Annotated in this window: 19 protein-coding genes, 1 rRNA gene and 1 pseudogene; 14 read left to right on the top strand and 7 right to left on the bottom strand. The window is 40.9% G+C overall.

From position 1 onward, the window contains the following. Positions 1-20: 20 nt before the first annotated feature. From rplQ to rpsI, 7 genes are all read left to right on the top strand, one after another. Entirely contained in the window at positions 21-383 is a 363-nt protein-coding gene (gene rplQ, locus J2S07_RS16230; protein WP_307151460.1) for a 50S ribosomal protein L17, read from the top strand. A gap of 589 nt (positions 384-972) precedes the next feature. Beyond that, entirely contained in the window at positions 973-1812 is an 840-nt protein-coding gene (locus J2S07_RS16225) for an energy-coupling factor ABC transporter ATP-binding protein (RefSeq protein WP_307151459.1), read from the top strand. Next, positions 1788-2657 carry an energy-coupling factor ABC transporter ATP-binding protein gene (locus tag J2S07_RS16220; RefSeq protein ID WP_307151458.1) on the top strand — a complete coding sequence of 290 codons (870 nt, stop codon included), beginning with the start codon at positions 1788-1790 and terminating at the stop codon, positions 2655-2657. Before J2S07_RS16225 ends, J2S07_RS16220 begins: the two co-directional genes overlap by 25 nt. Next, positions 2654-3451, top strand: a complete 798-nt coding sequence (locus J2S07_RS16215; RefSeq protein WP_307151457.1) for an energy-coupling factor transporter transmembrane component T family protein — start codon at positions 2654-2656, stop codon at positions 3449-3451. Before J2S07_RS16220 ends, J2S07_RS16215 begins: the two co-directional genes overlap by 4 nt. Before the next feature lie 9 nt (positions 3452-3460). Further along, positions 3461-4210: a tRNA pseudouridine(38-40) synthase TruA gene (gene truA, locus J2S07_RS16210; RefSeq protein ID WP_307151456.1), complete on the top strand. Its 750-nt coding sequence runs from the start codon at positions 3461-3463 to the stop codon at positions 4208-4210. A 161-nt stretch (positions 4211-4371) separates the two neighbouring features. After that, complete coding sequence (gene rplM, locus J2S07_RS16205; protein WP_307151455.1) at positions 4372-4809, top strand: 50S ribosomal protein L13; 438 nt, start codon at positions 4372-4374, stop codon at positions 4807-4809. 18 nt (positions 4810-4827) lie between these two features. After that, positions 4828-5220 (top strand): 30S ribosomal protein S9, encoded by a 393-nt coding sequence (rpsI, locus tag J2S07_RS16200; protein ID WP_307151454.1) that lies wholly within the window; start codon positions 4828-4830, stop codon positions 5218-5220. Between the two features lie 152 nt (positions 5221-5372). On the opposite strand, the gene J2S07_RS16195 is transcribed toward rpsI, so the two are convergent. Then, positions 5373-5939 (bottom strand): Uma2 family endonuclease, encoded by a 567-nt coding sequence (locus J2S07_RS16195; protein WP_307151453.1) that lies wholly within the window; start codon positions 5937-5939, stop codon positions 5373-5375. 178 nt (positions 5940-6117) lie between these two features. Between J2S07_RS16195 and J2S07_RS16190 the strand changes: the two are divergent. Then, positions 6118-6396 (top strand): annotated as a pseudogene (locus tag J2S07_RS16190) (DUF3887 domain-containing protein); the annotation flags it as partial. A gap of 136 nt (positions 6397-6532) precedes the next feature. On the opposite strand, the gene J2S07_RS16185 reads toward J2S07_RS16190, so the two are convergent. The 4 genes from J2S07_RS16185 to J2S07_RS16170 are packed head-to-tail and all read right to left on the bottom strand — an operon-like array spanning position 6533 to position 9727. Next, on the bottom strand, positions 6533-7171 hold the full coding sequence (locus J2S07_RS16185; protein ID WP_307151452.1) for a response regulator: 639 nt from the start codon (positions 7169-7171) through the stop codon (positions 6533-6535). A gap of 12 nt (positions 7172-7183) precedes the next feature. Further along, complete coding sequence (locus J2S07_RS16180; protein ID WP_307151451.1) at positions 7184-8302, bottom strand: GAF domain-containing sensor histidine kinase; 1119 nt, start codon at positions 8300-8302, stop codon at positions 7184-7186. A gap of 40 nt (positions 8303-8342) precedes the next feature. After that, the gene (locus tag J2S07_RS16175) at positions 8343-8690 is read right to left on the bottom strand and encodes a VOC family protein (protein ID WP_307151450.1); all 348 of its coding nucleotides are present in this window, start codon (positions 8688-8690) and stop codon (positions 8343-8345) included. Positions 8691-8701: 11 nt separating this feature from the next. Further along, positions 8702-9727: an S-adenosylmethionine:tRNA ribosyltransferase-isomerase gene (locus J2S07_RS16170; RefSeq protein ID WP_307151449.1), complete on the bottom strand. Its 1026-nt coding sequence runs from the start codon at positions 9725-9727 to the stop codon at positions 8702-8704. A 188-nt stretch (positions 9728-9915) separates the two neighbouring features. Here J2S07_RS16170 and J2S07_RS16165 point away from each other — a divergent pair, with 188 nt between their 5' ends. From J2S07_RS16165 to salA, 3 genes are all read left to right on the top strand, one after another. Beyond that, positions 9916-10359, top strand: a complete 444-nt coding sequence (locus J2S07_RS16165; protein ID WP_307151448.1) for a YbaK family protein — start codon at positions 9916-9918, stop codon at positions 10357-10359. 83 nt (positions 10360-10442) lie between these two features. Beyond that, on the top strand, positions 10443-11165 hold the full coding sequence (cwlD, locus tag J2S07_RS16160; RefSeq protein ID WP_307151447.1) for an N-acetylmuramoyl-L-alanine amidase CwlD: 723 nt from the start codon (positions 10443-10445) through the stop codon (positions 11163-11165). Positions 11166-11292: 127 nt separating this feature from the next. After that, on the top strand, positions 11293-12348 hold the full coding sequence (gene salA, locus J2S07_RS16155; RefSeq protein WP_307151446.1) for an iron-sulfur carrier protein/transcriptional regulator SalA: 1056 nt from the start codon (positions 11293-11295) through the stop codon (positions 12346-12348). A 62-nt stretch (positions 12349-12410) separates the two neighbouring features. Here the strand turns inward: salA and gerD are convergent, their stop codons facing one another. Then, positions 12411-12971 (bottom strand): spore germination lipoprotein GerD, encoded by a 561-nt coding sequence (gerD, locus tag J2S07_RS16150; protein ID WP_307151445.1) that lies wholly within the window; start codon positions 12969-12971, stop codon positions 12411-12413. Positions 12972-13186: 215 nt separating this feature from the next. On the opposite strand from gerD, the gene J2S07_RS16145 reads away from it, so the two are divergent. Beyond that, a complete protein-coding gene (locus J2S07_RS16145; protein ID WP_307151444.1) occupies positions 13187-13807 on the top strand; it encodes a KinB-signaling pathway activation protein in 621 nt (206 codons plus the stop codon). An 8-nt stretch (positions 13808-13815) separates the two neighbouring features. Here the strand turns inward: J2S07_RS16145 and pdaB are convergent, their stop codons facing one another. Continuing rightward, the gene (gene pdaB / locus J2S07_RS16140; protein WP_307151443.1) at positions 13816-14568 is read right to left on the bottom strand and encodes a polysaccharide deacetylase family sporulation protein PdaB; all 753 of its coding nucleotides are present in this window, start codon (positions 14566-14568) and stop codon (positions 13816-13818) included. A gap of 133 nt (positions 14569-14701) precedes the next feature. Here pdaB and J2S07_RS16135 point away from each other — a divergent pair, with 133 nt between their 5' ends. Together J2S07_RS16135 and J2S07_RS16130 are read left to right on the top strand one after the other, a co-directional pair. Next, positions 14702-14926, top strand: coding sequence for a hypothetical protein (locus tag J2S07_RS16135; protein WP_307151513.1), 225 nt, complete (start codon positions 14702-14704; stop codon positions 14924-14926). Between the two features lie 439 nt (positions 14927-15365). Next, positions 15366-15451: ribosomal RNA gene (locus J2S07_RS16130) — 16S ribosomal RNA — on the top strand; the annotation flags it as partial.

Genomic DNA, 15451 nt, shown 5'->3' with positions numbered 1-15451 from the left:
AACAAAGGAGGGAAACTTTCATGGGATACAGAAAGTTAGGACGCACTAGTGCTCAGCGTAAAGCAATGTTACGTGACTTAGCTACAGACTTAATCATCAATGAGCGTATTGAAACAACAGAAGCTCGTGCGAAGGAACTTCGTTCGGTTGTGGAAAAAATGATTACGCTTGGTAAGCGTGGAGATCTTCATGCTCGTCGTCAAGCTGCTGCTTACATTCGTCATGAAGTGGCAAATGCAGAAGAAAACCAAGACGCTGTACAAAAGTTATTTGCTGATATTGCAACTCGTTACCAAGAGCGCCAAGGCGGATACACTCGTATCATGAAGCTTGGACCACGTCGTGGTGACGGAGCTCCAATGGTAATTATTGAATTAGTTTAATTAGTTTTAATTAGATTAGTGTCTAGCTGCAGCGCCTACACCCTCGAGGTCACAAGCCAATCCTCCCAGAAAGGAAAGAACACCTTTCAGTGAGGCTCGTCTTGTGCTTGTCGGGTGTGGACAAGGCGCTTCCGCTTTTCAAATGGGCATGGACAGTTTGAACAAGAGCTTGTTCATTGCCCTTTTTCTTTAACTACATCGTATGAATCGAACTAAGCCAACACTGAGTGTTACGATGAGCATGTATTTTGAAGAAACAGGATTATATCGCTGTAGCCTTTTTGATAGGCCCGTGGCGTCGACATGACTCGTCTAGCTCATGCACCTCTTAAGCGATTTAAGAGGTGCGGGCTTTATTTGTTTTTACCGAAACCCCGAGCCAAATGGAAGACATTTGCTTTACTAGGTTTTGCTATTATTTTATTTATAATTTCATAATGTCTTCGGATTATTAGGCTCGCCGAAAAGGCGAGTTTTCTTTTTTAGTTGTCATATATCACTAACTTTACAAAAAATGATATAGTAGATTTCAGAAAACTCTTATTTTGCCGAGAAGAGAATAGAGGAGCAGAGTGGAGAGGAGGACATGATGGAAACATCTGTAGTAAAAATTGATAATGTTTCATTCAAATACGAAGGTCAGGAAGAGTATGCCCTTCGAAACGTTTCCCTGCAAATTAAGGACGGGGAGTGGTTGGCCATAGTAGGTCATAACGGTTCAGGGAAGTCAACTCTAGCAAAACTATTAAATGGTCTGCAATACCCAAACGAGGGTCGTATTGAAATAGGCGGAATTTATCTCACAGAGGAAACCGTGTGGGATACAAGAAGGTTGATTGGGATGGTTTTTCAAAATCCTGATAATCAATTTGTTGGTACAACTGTCAAGGATGATGTGGCTTTTGGTTTGGAAAATAACGGGGTTCCCCGTGAAGTGATGGTTGAACGTGTTCGCACATCCTTACAGAAGGTGAAGATGGAGCAATTTCTCGATCAAGAGCCGCACCATCTTTCGGGTGGTCAAAAACAAAGGGTAGCCATTGCGAGTGTAATTGCTCTCCGTCCGAAGATTATTGTCCTAGATGAGGCAACCTCAATGCTTGATCCTCGGGGGCGAGAAGAGGTCCTCCGTACGATTAGAGAGCTTAAGGATGATAATGACATGACGGTGATCTCCATCACCCATGATTTAGAGGAAGCAGCAAAGGCGGATCGCATTATTGTCATGAACCGTGGAGAGCTTTATCGTGAAGGGGTACCAGAGGAAATTTTTCAAATGGATGAAGAATTGGTGAAGTTAGGATTGGATATTCCCTTCCCAGTGAAAATGAGCAAAATGTTGAAGGAAAAAGGAATCCCCATTAATAAACATTATTTAACAGAAGAAGAGTTGGTGGAACAGTTATGGACATCTCACTCCAGCAAGTAGAATACAGATATCAAGCAAACTCACCATTTGAACGGCTCGCGATCCAGGATGTCTCTATTGATATACCTTCTGGAATGTATCTGGCCATCATTGGACATACCGGCTCAGGGAAGTCTACCCTCCTTCAACACCTGAACGCGATCTTAAAGCCTACTGAAGGGCAGGTTGTCATTGGGGATCGGGTGATCACCAATGCGAAGAAACAGAAAAATTTGAAGGATGTTCGGAAGAGAGTGGGGATTGTTTTTCAATTTCCTGAGCATCAGCTATTTGAAGAAACCGTTGAAAAAGATATTTGCTTTGGTCCAATGAATTTCGGTGTTTCAGAAGAGGAAGCCAAAGAGCGAGCAAGAAGGGCAATTAAGCAGGTAGGACTGTCCGAGGAAATTTTGCATAAGTCGCCATTTGAGCTATCAGGAGGACAAATGAGACGGGTGGCTATTGCAGGGGTACTTGCTATGGAGCCGGAGGTTATTGTACTTGATGAGCCAACGGCAGGCCTCGATCCGAGGGGACGAAAGGAAATCATGGAAATGTTCTATCGGCTTCATAAGGAGCGAAACCTGTCAACGGTGCTTGTGACACATAGCATGGAGGATGCCTCCTTGTATGCGGATCAAATCGTGATTATGCACCAAGGGAAGGTGTACAAAAAAGGAAACCCGCGCGAGATTTTTCATACACCAGAAGGCTTAATCGACCTTGGCTTGGACGTACCTGAAGTGGTTCGGTTCCAACAAAAGCTAGAAAAAGCTTTTCAGACAAAGCTTAGCAGGACCTGTATTACATTGGATGAGCTGTCAGACGAAATTGCTCAGCTTTTCAAAGGGGGAATGCCAAAATGATGGAGAAGATGATATTTGGTCGTTACATTCCCGCTGAGTCACCCATGCATCGCATGGACCCAAGAGCTAAATTAATTCTCGTTTTTATGTTTGTATGTGTCGTCTTTATTGCGAATAATGCGGTTACTTATGGCCTTTTGGCTCTTTATACACTATTTATGGTTGCCTCTTCAAGGGTCCCGATTCGTTTTTTGATTGGAGGGCTTAAGCTTGTTTTGTGGCTCATCCTGTTTACGCTTGTCCTTCACCTTTTCTTTACGAAGGAAGGCCATGTGATTTTTCATTGGGGCTGGATCACCATCTATGAGGAGGGACTGAAGCAAGGGATTTTTATCTCGATGCGGTTCTTCTTGCTCATTCTGATGACATCCTTGCTTACGTTAACAACCACTCCGATTGAGATTACCGATGGAATTGAAGAATTGCTTGGTCCATTGAAGAAGATTAAGTTCCCTGTCCATGAGCTTGCCTTAATGATGTCCATATCGTTACGCTTCATCCCAACGCTTATGGAGGAGACAGATAAAATTATGAAGGCACAAACGGCAAGGGGTGTCGAATTTTCGAGCGGCCCGATGAAGGAACGTGTGAAGGCGATTATTCCTCTGCTCATTCCATTGTTTATTAGCTCCTTCAAACGGGCTGAGGAGCTGGCGACAGCGATGGAGGCAAGGGGCTATCGAGGCGGTGAAGGAAGAACGAAATATCGGCAGCTCAAATGGGGTGGGCTTGATACAGTCATGCTTCTTTTATTAGGAGCGGTAGCAGCTGCACAATTCTTTTTCAGATCTTAAGGAGAAGGTATGCAACGAATAAAATGCATCATAGCCTATGATGGCTCTCAGTTTTCTGGATATCAAATACAACCGAATAAACGAACGGTACAGGGTGAGCTTGAAAAGGCACTCATGAAGCTCCATAAAGGGGAGATGACGAAGGTCTATGCATCGGGGCGTACAGATGCAGGTGTTCATGCGAAAGGGCAGGTGATCCACTTTGATTCTGCGCTTTCGATACCAGCCGAAAGATGGGCGGTTGCCTTGAACTCATTGCTTCCTGATGAAATTGCTATCTTTGAGGTTGAACAGGTGGAGCCTTCTTTTCACGCAAGATTCGATGTTGAAGCGAAGGAATACCGTTATTTTGTCTACACAGGCAAGCTGCGGGATCCCTTTCAGAGAAATTTCGCCTACCATTATCCCTATCCACTGAACCTTCAAGCGATGCAGGAAGCGAGTGAGTGTTTGATTGGTACTCACGATTTTACGAGTTTCTGCTCTGCAAAGACAGAGGTCGAGGATCGGATTAGGGAAATTCGGGAAATTGAAATCGTCGAAACGGATGGTCGTCTCATGTTTCGGTTTGTCGGCAATGGTTTTTTGTATAATATGGTAAGAATCATGGTGGGTACATTGCTGCAGGTAGGCTCAGGGGATATCTCTCCTCAGGAAATCCCGGCAATCCTCGAAAAAAAAGATCGGACCTATGCTGGAAAAACAGCTCCACCACAAGGGTTATATTTATGGCAGGTCTATTACGAAAAAAAATTATGACAACCCGTCCTGGTGTCAAATATGTTCTTGACATCTGAAGGTCAGTGCTATATCATAATATGGTATGTATTTCAATCCCACGATAAGCCCCGGAACTTATTGTGATTTAGAATATACGTTTTAAATTTGAATGTGAAATGGACAATTTAGGAGGTAATCTCATGCGTACAACGTTTATGGCTAACGCTAACAATATCGAACGTAAGTGGTACGTGATTGATGCTGAGGGCAAGACTTTAGGTCGTCTTACTTCAGAAGTTGCATCAATTCTACGTGGAAAACACAAACCAACTTTTACACCACATGTTGATACAGGTGATCATGTAATTATCGTTAATGCTTCAAAAATTCAATTAACTGGTAAGAAGCTAACAGACAAAATCTACTACCGTCATTCAATGCACCCAGGTGGATTAAAGACAAGAACTGCGCTAGAAATGCGTACAAACTACCCTGAAAGAATGTTAGAGCTTGCTGTTAAAGGTATGCTTCCAAAGAATTCTTTAGGTCGTCAAATGTTCAAGAAATTGCATGTATATGCTGGAGCAGAGCATCCACATCAAGCACAAAAACCAGAAGTTTGGGAACTTCGCGGATAATTAAGGGAGGATAAATATATGGCACAGGTTCAATATATAGGTACTGGTCGTCGTAAGAGTTCTGTTGCACGTGTTCGTCTAGTTCCAGGCAATGGCACAATTACAATTAACGATCGTGACATTACAGATTACATTCCATTCGAAGCATTACGTGAAGTAGTAAAGCAACCTCTTAATGCTACTGAAACTCTTGGTAGCTACGATGTTCTTGTGAACGTTAAAGGTGGAGGCTATACTGGTCAAGCTGGTGCTATCCGTCATGGTATCGCTCGTGCATTACTTCAAGTTGACCCAGAATACCGTCCAACACTTAAGCGTGCAGGCTTATTAACTCGTGACGCTCGTATGAAAGAACGTAAAAAATACGGTCTTAAAGGCGCTCGTCGTGCACCACAGTTCTCAAAACGTTAATCTTCATAAAAACATTGATATATCAACGTTTACAGGCTATCTCATTGATGATGAGATAGCCTGTTTTTGTTGGAAGAAAGATTACATTAACACAGCCATGATTTAAAATAACAGACCGTCTATTAATGAAAAAAGCTAGTCACAAAATGTGATTAGCTTAGGTTGAATAATTCCTTGGTATTTATCTTAAATTCTTTAAAGAGGTTTGAGACAACAAATCCTCCTAGATTAACCAGAGTGAATTGAATCTCTGCATCATTATCCAAGAAATAAACCATTATATAATTTTCCATAGGGTCTACTATCCAGTATTCCTTAACACCGGAATTCATGTATAAATTCAGCTTTGTAATCATATCGTACGATTTGTTTGAAGGACTCAATATTTCAATAATAAAATCAGGAGCCCCAATGTATTCATTTTCGGTGAAGTTATCTTGGTTGCAAACTACAAATAGATCGGGGACAACGGTCTTTTTTTCATCTTTACTTTCATTATTAAAGACGACGTCAGTGGGTGCTGCAAAAACTTTACATTTACTCCCCTTCAACAAATTGTATAACTCGCCATGCAAGTAAGATGATATCTCTTGATGTTTGATGCTAGGAGATGGAGACATATATATAACTCCATCAATAAACTCTAACCTTTTATCTGTTTTTTTTCGTGCAGATTCAAATTCTTCATAGGTGCTATACCTTTCATTTAATAAACTCAAAGCAATCACCACCCTAAGTCAATTATACTCGAATTAATAACCAGAAAGAAATAATAATACAAGACATCCGCGCATTTGATTCGTAGTGGTATATTATTAAGGTTATGATAAAGGTACAGTTCAAATTTCATCACATGACCATACTCTCATTGATCGTGTAGATGGTATTGTGGAGATAGCTGAGGAAGTCGTTTCGTTATTAAATGAAGCGAAGTATGGCGATATACATACGATGTTTGATGAAACAATGAAGACCGAATTAACCGAGGAGCAGATGGGTCTGCTGACTCCAGTCATCGAGCAATCTGGGGACTTTGATAAGATTGATAAATCATCCGTTGAAGAAAAAGATGGTCATCATATCGTGACTCTCGTTTCCAAATACAGCAAAGAAAATCGTATTTATACAATCACCTTTAATGATAAAGAGGAAATAGCAGGGTTATTTGTTAAATAGGGCAAAGACTTAGCTCATAAATCAAAAGAACGCTGGCTTTCTTTTTGAAAAAATCTATTTAGCTGGAGGATACCGCCCAGCTCTTTTATTGGGAATTTGCTTAACAAAAAAGATGTAGTTTTACTCTACATCCATTTCAGTCAATGATTTGATTTTTCACCGCAAAAAGGGCGGCTTGGGTACGGTCAGCAAGCTCGAGCTTTGATAAAAGGTTTGAGACATGGGTTTTGACCGTTTTTTCGGTGATGAATAGAGATGCGGCAATTTCTTTATTGCTCTTTCCTTTGGCAATTTCCTTTAGGACGTCTAGCTCCCTTTTTGTTAAATCATCCAGTAAGTTTCTTTCCTGTTTCCCTCTAGATAGATTGGCTAGCAGATGGGAGGTGGCTTTAGGATGAAGCTGATTTTCTCCTCCCATGATCTTCTTGATGGAGGCAACGAGTTCATCGGGCTGGATGTCCTTTAATTGAAAGCCAGAGGCTCCCGCTTCAAGGGCAGGGATGACATGATCCTGGTCGGAGAAGCTGGTGAGCATCATGATATGGATGTTTGGATTCTCTTTTTTGATGATTTTTGTTGCCTCGACTCCGTTCATTTCTGGCATTACCAAGTCCATGAGAATGACATCGGGTTTTAAGGATTTCGCTAACTCCACGGCTTCCTTGCCATTTGCGCCTTCTCCGATAATATCAATTCCTTTTTGCGTGCGCAGGAAAAAAGCCAACCCTCTTCTAACGACATGGTGGTCATCAACAATTAATACACGTATGGTCACGTCAGTTTCCTCCTATAAGGGAATTCTAATTTGAATTTCTGTCCCGCTTCCTGGTTGGCTGCTTAATCGGAAGATTCCTTTCAGTGCTTCAGTACGAGATTTCATATTTTTTAATCCTAATGAGGGGATGGGGAGGTTTTCTTCATAAAGAAAGCCACAGCCTGTATCTTTAATCGTCAGTGTAACCTCATCTGGAGAGGTGTGGAAGATGAGCTTAGCTTTCGTCGTCTGGGCGTGTTTCTTACAATTGGCTAATGCCTCTTGTCCAATTCGCCATAATGCTTCCTCCACTTTGCCTGGAATGTTCGTCGCCCCGATTACTTGTGTTTCAATTTGTAAACCGAGTATTTCTGCATAGCTTCTTAACGCACTGACCAAGCCGTTCTCAAGTCCCTGTGGCCTTAGCTGCCATATTAATGCTCTCATTTCTCCGAGGGCCTCTTGGGCCATATCCTGAATATAGCTGAAGGTCTGTTTCATATCTTCCGGTTCTGACATTTCAACTCCGGCCCTTGCTGTCAGACTTAAGGAGAACAGGAGCTGATTCACAGAATCATGGAGATCTCGAGCAAGGCGGTTTCGCTCTGCAATCAGAGCCGTTTCCTGTTCGCGTTGGGTTAATTTCAGTCGTTTTAATGCCGTTCCAATTTGATAGGCAATTGCTTCAAGAAGGGCGAGTTCATTTTTTCGAAAATGGGTTTTATTCGGGGAGCCTACATTGAGGACCCCGAATCGTTCTTGCCCAGCACGGAGCGGGACGGTGGCGTGATGGGTTAAGCCACCGGTTTCCCCAGCTCCTTCCTCGATTACGTCCTCGATCCGTTTGCACTCAATGATATTTGTGGCCTTTTTCAATGTTTGATTATTATATTTATTGACGCACCAGCAATCGCCGTGGCACATTCTTTCTTTATTGTTTTGCGCTAGGGCAGGTGGAAGTGCCTCATCTGCAGCAAGATGGTGGCTGCCATTTTCATCGATCAAAAATATCCAGCCTGTTTGTAGACCTGTTACATGGAGAAGTTTTTTCAAAACAGAGCTTAGTGTAGGAATTGTGTCTGTTCCTTCATTAAGTAACTCCGCAATTTCCTTTAATATTGCCACGTCCTCATATTTTGCTTCCTCTGACATATTAGGCACCCCCGCTGTTTCCATCTATTGTCATTATATCTTATATCGCCCTTTTCCGATCAGTTTGGAGAAATTCAATGATATGGTTATTCGGCCCCTTATAAAATACAGTCTTCCATCCATTTTGAAGGGTGTAGGGCCCTTCTAAGATTTCCACGGAGGAAAATTGTTTCATCATTTCATTAAGGTTACTTACTTCGAAGCATAGATGAGTTGATTCCTGTTGGCCTTCGATTAATTCAATTCGAAAACCATGTAAGCACAAGAATGCGATTTCCTCTCCTATAAAGGAAAATCGGTTTTCGATTTCAAACCCCATTTCATTTTTATAAAAAGAAATAGAATCCTCTAGGTTTTGCACCTCCAAGCCAATATGATGGATTTGCATGGAATTCCCCCTCACAAAATTAGATTCATATCCCCGAATTCATGCCATAAATAACCCTTATCAATCGCTTGATGGTAGGCATGAAGTAAATGCTGTTCTGGTATAAAAGCAGTTAGCATATCGAGGTGGCTGGCCTTTGGTTCATGAAAGCCAGTAAGGATTCCGTCCACCACTTTTAAAGGGGTTTCCTCATTAATATAAAGATTGGTAAATCCAGATAGGTTGCCCGTTCTAGCCGCTGTCTCAAGAGCACGCACAACGGTTGTTCCAACGGCAATGACCCTTCCACCATCCGTTTTTGTTCTAACAATTTTCTCCATGGTAACAGCAGATAATTGATATTCCTCTTCGTTTTCTTCAGGCTTAAGCTCCCAATGTTCGTCGAAGTAGCTTAAACCTGTATGCAGTTGAATAAAATCAAGCCCAATATTCTTTTGCTTTAGCTTAAATAGCAGCTCCCAGCTAAAAGCTCTGCCTGCAGAAGGCATTTCAACTGAGCCGGGGTGGCTGGCAAAAACGGTTTGATAGTCATCCAATCCCCAAGGTTTTTCTATATATTCGTAGCGAATGGGCTCACCGATAGAGTAAATGATATTGTATAAATCGGTTCCCCTCTTATTAAACTGAATGGTTTTTAAAGGGGAATTCTCTTTTTCAGCAATGACGGTTGAGATTAATTCATCTGAAAAAAGAAGTTTGTCTCCCACTTTGATTGGATTGGCCATAATAAAGGCATCCCAAGTGTCCTCGTTTCTCCTTTTTGCCAACCGCACCTCCACATCCTGTGAAAGCTCGTTCCAGTCTCGTTTCCACTTCCCACGCAAAAGGGCAGGAATCGTACGACTATTATTTAAGATAATCAGATCCCCAGGCTGCAGATAATGAGAGAGATGGAAAAATCGGTCGTGGTTTACTTCACCCGTACACCGATTCAGTACCATCATTCTTACATGGTCTCGTCGTAGCCCCCTTTTTTCAGGGGGAAGGGTAGCATTTAATTCATTTGGTAGAAAGAAGTCCAAAGCTTTTGCTGGCATCATGATTCCTCCTTTATCTTGATGTCTTTAGATTACCGAGTATTTACAAAAATTCCGTCGTGAAAAAGCTTGAATATTTTCTACAACTTTTGGATGAGAAATTTCATCCCTTAAAAAAATTGGCAGCATAGTAACAAGTATTTCTCTAATAGAGTCGATAAAGACTAGACAAAAGGGGTGAGCAATCAGTGAATGTGGTGACAACCTTTAATGAAAAGAGAAGAGAGAAGCAATTGAAGTATGAAAAATCGGTCCTTCGGGAAATTTCGATAAAATCATTAAAAGAACGAGTGAGTCAGTATTTTGGTTCATCACAGCTTACATCTGCCCTGATTATGCAGGCGGGGATTGAAGAGGCCTGCTATGATGTGGCGATAGAGGCTTATTTGCTAGGAGCCCATTTTAGTCGATTTGGCTATTATGGGGAATCGGTTGAGGATGTAAGGAAGAGATGCGTTCGAGAAGAAAAACATTTAATTGATACATTATATAATTTCTTGATCTACTGGGGAAAAGGGCTAGAGGGAGTGTATAGCGAGTCCTTGTATTATTTATGTGAGCAATATGTATCAAGCTGGTGGATGGAGGGTTTCCGTAACGGTGAAAAGCGGCATAAATTAAAGCTTCACTAGGCGCTTAAATTCATGTTCTAATCATCCTACTTGTCCCATATATTGAATTGAAAAGGACGAGCGGGAAGGATTGGTTGGAGCAAATGAGCAAAAAGATTAAAATCGGTGCATTTATAGTTGGATTGACCCTTCTCATTTTTATTATTCAATATGAATTTATGGAGGATGACTCCCTGAAATCGTGGAACCTTCCTTTATCAGGTCAGATTATTTTATTAGACCCCGGCCATGGGGGACCGGACGGGGGAGCGGGTGACAAGGACGCACTTGAAAAGGATATTGCCTTGAGTATTTCAAAAAAGCTGAAGGATTATCTTCAACAGCAGGGTGCGCTTGTGATGATGACGAGAGAGGAAGATAAGGATTTAGCGTTGGAGGGGACGAAGGGATTAAGTCGAAGAAAAACAGAGGATCTCAAGAAAAGATTGGAAATTATCAATGAATCCGAGGCCAATTTCTATGTCAGCATTCACTTAAACTCGATTCCCTCTCCACAGTGGAGTGGTGCTCAAACCTTCTACACAACACAAATATCGGAAAATGAGCGTGCTGCAAAATTCATCCAGGATGAACTTCGAATCAATTTAGAGAATACGACAAGAAGGGCAAAGCCAATCAATCACGTATACATTTTAAAATATGCGAAAAAGCCTGGCGTTTTAGTGGAGGTAGGCTTCCTATCGAACCCTGCTGAGAGGGCTAACTTGAAAAAGGATGAGTACCAGGAGAAAATCGCAGCATCCATTTATAAAGGAATCCTTCGCTATTATTCGAAGGAGGAAGAATTAGTGGAGCCAGATTGGTAACTGTATCACCCCCTTTTCTTCATTTTTGAAACAAAAACCGTCAGACAGTGTGATTGAAATAACAGTCTTCTTTGTGATATATGTTATACTTAAGATGGAAATGAATAGAAGAAGGGGTGTCGCACCAATGTTAACAGAAGCAAAAGTTATTGAAATTCTTAGTGAGATTCAAGATCCTTTTTTACATAAATCGATCGCAGAGTTGAATGCCATCGAAGAAATCAAAATTAAAGAGGAAAAAAATCATGTAAGCGTTAAAATCGCTATTGCCAAAACAGGTACTGCCGAACAGCTTCAAATTCAACAGGAAGTGGTTCGTCGACTTAAAGCAGGTGGAGCGGAGACTGTAGGCATTCGCTTTTCGCAGCTTCCTGAGGAGGTGTTGGCTCAGCACCGTACGGCTACGGAAGAGAAGGACGCCGGACTTCTATCTCCAAACAGCAAAACGACCTTTGTTGCGATTGCTAGTGGTAAGGGTGGAGTTGGTAAATCAACCGTATCTGTTAACTTAGCCGTTTCTCTAGCAAGACTTGGGAAGAAGGTCGGGCTTGTTGATGCTGATATTTACGGATTTAGCGTGCCAGATATGATGGGCATTACGAAGCGACCTGCAGTTAGAGGGGAAAAAATCATCCCTGTTGAACGTTTTGGAGTTCAAGTGATCTCCATGGGCTTCTTTGTAGAGGATAATGCTCCAATTATTTGGCGTGGACCAATGCTTGGAAAAATGCTCAATAGCTTCTTTAATGAAGTAGAGTGGGGCGATTTAGATTACCTATTATTAGATTTACCACCTGGAACAGGGGATGTTGCATTAGATGTCCATTCCATGCTCCCTTCATGTAAGGAGTTAATTGTGACGACTCCACATCCAACAGCTGCATTCGTAGCGGCTCGTGCGGGGGCAATGGCGCTTAAGACTGAGCATGAGATTCTTGGTGTCGTTGAGAATATGGCCTATTTCGAAAGCAAGCTAACAGGTGAAAAGGAATATGTATTCGGCCAAGGTGGAGGCGAAAAGCTAGCTGAAGAGCTTAATACAGAAGTATTAGGTCAATTGCCGCTTGGCCAACCGGATTGGGATGACAATGATTTTGCTCCATCCGTATATCAGGAGGATCACAAGCTAGGAAAAATCTATTTAGATATTGCTAAAAAGGTCGTTGAAAAATTAGGTCAATAATTTTCGCATGAAGAAAACAGATATATATAGAAGAGAGGATGTCCGTTTGGGCATCCTCTTCGTTATTTTTTCTCGCTTTCGGCTTTTTCTGAGGCAGCCTTTAAAAGCATTTCTTCAATCTTTGCCTTATAAAGCGGACTCTCGAGGGTTTCTGTGACAACCTTTTGTAAATGCTCACGGTATTCCTTGCTTTTTAATAAGGTAGTTACTTCCTTTGTTAGTTCAGGATCCTTTAATACTTCAATCATCATCCCCTTATATTCGGGGTCCTTCATTAAATCCTTTAAGAGCTTTTCATTTTGTGTTTTCATGCTTTTTGCAATGGCCTCGGCGAATTTCGGGTCCTCGAAGGATTTTTTCCAGAATTCCGTTCCTTTATCTGAGGTTAGGGTTTTCTCTATTGTATTTGTTACCATCGCCTGATCCATGACGAGCTTTTCCTTCATTCCGTCATCAGACATGACCTCCTGTAGAGCCTTTTTTCCATCATCCGTCTTAAGAATGTCGACAACCATTTTCTTGGTTTCATCATAATCCACTTGTTTGCTGCCTGCTTCTGTTTGAGCACAACCAGAAATAAAGAGTGCGATGAGCACGGAGAGAAGGAGGTACTTTTTTTTCATAACGAAAGCTCCTTTCAGTAAGTTTCTATTGAGAAGTAAAAAAAATGATTTTAGGTCTTCTTGAAGGGTAGAACCATGCGAAGCTTAGTCTGTTCATCCATACTGTTATCATGGAGAATTTCGACAATTTTTATGCGTTTGTATCGAATACCTAGATTTTTCAGTCTTTCGTTGGTACAATCGAATGGGAAACTTGGAGATGGAGGAAAATAAACTTGAAAAGCCGCTATGTTGTTCGATTGTTTATGTCCACCTTGTTATTAGGCGGTCTAGTAACAGGTGTTATAGGATTTATTGTCCGCTGGGATAAGTTTCAACCGTATTTTACGGATTTTGATATTATCAATATTTTGCAAACGCTGTTTTGGTTATTTGGTGTTGGGCTTATTTTTAGCTTAATCAGTCAGATGGGGTTTTTCGCTTATTTAACGGTACATAGGTTTGGCCTTGGAATATTTAAATCGGTGAAATTGTGGAATAGTGTCCAACTCGTTTTAATCATCTTTGTCCTATTTGATTTGGTTTATTTTCGATATAGGGCCTTTGCAGATGGAGGAGGAGTGGGTCCATATCTCTTCGATGCTGCATTAGTGCTTGTAGTTGGTTTAATTATTGCGTTTATGAAAGCGAAGCAAACGAACAAGGATACGTTTGTTCCAGCCTTATTCTTTATGGTTGTGGTTTCTGTTCTTGAGTGGGTCCCTATCCTAACTGTGAATGAACAAAGCTGGGTGTATTTAATGATTTATCCATTATTAATTTGTAACGCTTATCAATTATTAATTCTTCATAAATTAAATCAGAAATCAAACGCAGAAAAGAAGCCTTCCAAATAGGAGGCTTCTTATTTTATTTCTCTTGTATTTGAATTGGCATTGGCGATCATTTCAGAAACTGAGATTAATTTAAGCCCTTTTTTATTTAAATGATCGATGATTGGTGGTAAAGCAGAAGCGGTTTGTTTGGCAGAATCAGATGCATGAAGAAGAATAATATCCCCCTTTTTTGCGGAGGAAACATTTTTCACGATTTTTTCAACCCCTGGATTCGTCCAATCCTGTGAATTAACACTCCAATGCACAACCGTAAGCCCCAATCTATTTGCCACTTTTAAGGTCTTTTGATCAAAATGACCATCGGGAGCACGGGCAAGCTTGATGTTCTTAATGTTCAATTTATGAAAAGCTTCTAACGCTCTTGCAAGATCCCTTCTAACTTCCTTTTCCTCGAGCTTCGTATACTCCACGTAGTTGTAACCAAGAATTCCAATTTCATATCCCTCTTTGACTATTCTCTCCACTAAATCGGGATGCCTTTCTGCCCAGGAACCTGATAGAAAGAAGGTTGCTGTGGATATATTCTTCTTTTTTAACACATCCAAAATCGGTTCGGCTTTTTCATCCCCCCATCCGATATTAAAGGTAAGAGCAATATCCTTTTCTCCTTTATAGATAGCCTTCGGATCGTTCTTTTCTGAAAAAACAGGGATATGAATAAAATTCTCTAGAAATAGAAACCAAGCCGTAAAAAAAGCTGCAACCATTACTATCAGCAGCTGTTTAATTGTTCTACCATTCAACACGAAAAAAAAGTTCATCCTCCATCACCTCGTCCAATACACTCCTTGTCTCATAGGTATGCGCATTTTAGAAAAATATGTTTGCAGGGTCATAAAAATAATGAAATTGGAAAACACTACAATAACCATCAAATATTTAGGAGTGGTTACTGTGTTAGGAATGCTGATCAATGACAAGGAAGTAAAGGAAATACAGTATTTGATTAAGAGGGAGATGGATGAAATCTTATTCGATTTAGAGGATGAAAGAATTGATCATATAGTTAAGCGAGCAATGGAGGAGCGATACAAAATCCTTTTTACGTTATTTAAGAGAGTGGCCCCAACAAATGAATGCTTGAGATATATTAGAACTTCCTCCTCAAAAAGCCTTTAAAAAATGGTTGACATTGTATTGCTATCTTGATATATTAATAAACGTCGCTGATAACAACTTACAAAAATGAATGAAAAATATTTTTTAAAAAGTTGTTGACTTGGAGATATAAATTATGTTATATTATAAAAGTCGCTTCAAGGCGATAGAGTAGAGGAAGTTCAATTCTTACAGGTTTAAAGAATTGGGTTTTACCTAATGAAACTTGCTCTTTGAAAACTAAACAAATCATACGTCAACATATAAAAGTGGAGGCGACTGTACAACTCCGAGAGGCGTTGGAAAGCCGGCTATTCAAATCCTGGTTTTGGGATTTGGAGAGACGGATTGAAACGACCGAGGAGTTAGGAGCCGAAACTAGCCAACGTTAATTCTAGTTGTTTTAAACAACAAATTTTTATGAGCTATATCAACTCTTTATATGAGCTATATCAACTCTTTATTGGAGAGTTTGATCCTGGCTCAGGACGAACGCTGGCGGCGTGCCTAATACATGCAAGTCGAGCGATATCTTTGGGGGCTTGC

The organism is Anoxybacillus andreesenii (assembly GCF_030813005.1).
In the GTDB taxonomy this organism is placed as follows: domain Bacteria; phylum Bacillota; class Bacilli; order Bacillales; family Cytobacillaceae; genus Robertmurraya; species Robertmurraya andreesenii.
This window is presented reverse-complemented; position numbering and strand designations above follow the sequence as displayed.

Bases quoted from the DNA above. Each gene is read 5' to 3' on its own strand.
- rplQ (WP_307151460.1), top strand. From the start codon at position 21: ATGGGATACAGAAAGTTAGGACGCACTAGTGCTCAGCGTAAAGCAATG.
- J2S07_RS16225 (WP_307151459.1), top strand. From the start codon at position 973: ATGGAAACATCTGTAGTAAAAATTGATAATGTTTCATTCAAATACGAA.
- J2S07_RS16220 (WP_307151458.1), top strand. From the start codon at position 1,788: ATGGACATCTCACTCCAGCAAGTAGAATACAGATATCAAGCAAACTCA.
- J2S07_RS16215 (WP_307151457.1), top strand. From the start codon at position 2,654: ATGATGGAGAAGATGATATTTGGTCGTTACATTCCCGCTGAGTCACCC.
- truA (WP_307151456.1), top strand. From the start codon at position 3,461: ATGCAACGAATAAAATGCATCATAGCCTATGATGGCTCTCAGTTTTCT.
- rplM (WP_307151455.1), top strand. From the start codon at position 4,372: ATGCGTACAACGTTTATGGCTAACGCTAACAATATCGAACGTAAGTGG.
- rpsI (WP_307151454.1), top strand. From the start codon at position 4,828: ATGGCACAGGTTCAATATATAGGTACTGGTCGTCGTAAGAGTTCTGTT.
- J2S07_RS16180 (WP_307151451.1), bottom strand. From the start codon at position 8,302: ATGTCAGAGGAAGCAAAATATGAGGACGTGGCAATATTAAAGGAAATT.
- J2S07_RS16175 (WP_307151450.1), bottom strand. From the start codon at position 8,690: ATGCAAATCCATCATATTGGCTTGGAGGTGCAAAACCTAGAGGATTCT.
- J2S07_RS16170 (WP_307151449.1), bottom strand. From the start codon at position 9,727: ATGCCAGCAAAAGCTTTGGACTTCTTTCTACCAAATGAATTAAATGCT.
- cwlD (WP_307151447.1), top strand. From the start codon at position 10,443: ATGAGCAAAAAGATTAAAATCGGTGCATTTATAGTTGGATTGACCCTT.
- salA (WP_307151446.1), top strand. From the start codon at position 11,293: ATGTTAACAGAAGCAAAAGTTATTGAAATTCTTAGTGAGATTCAAGAT.
- gerD (WP_307151445.1), bottom strand. From the start codon at position 12,971: ATGAAAAAAAAGTACCTCCTTCTCTCCGTGCTCATCGCACTCTTTATT.
- pdaB (WP_307151443.1), bottom strand. From the start codon at position 14,568: ATGAACTTTTTTTTCGTGTTGAATGGTAGAACAATTAAACAGCTGCTG.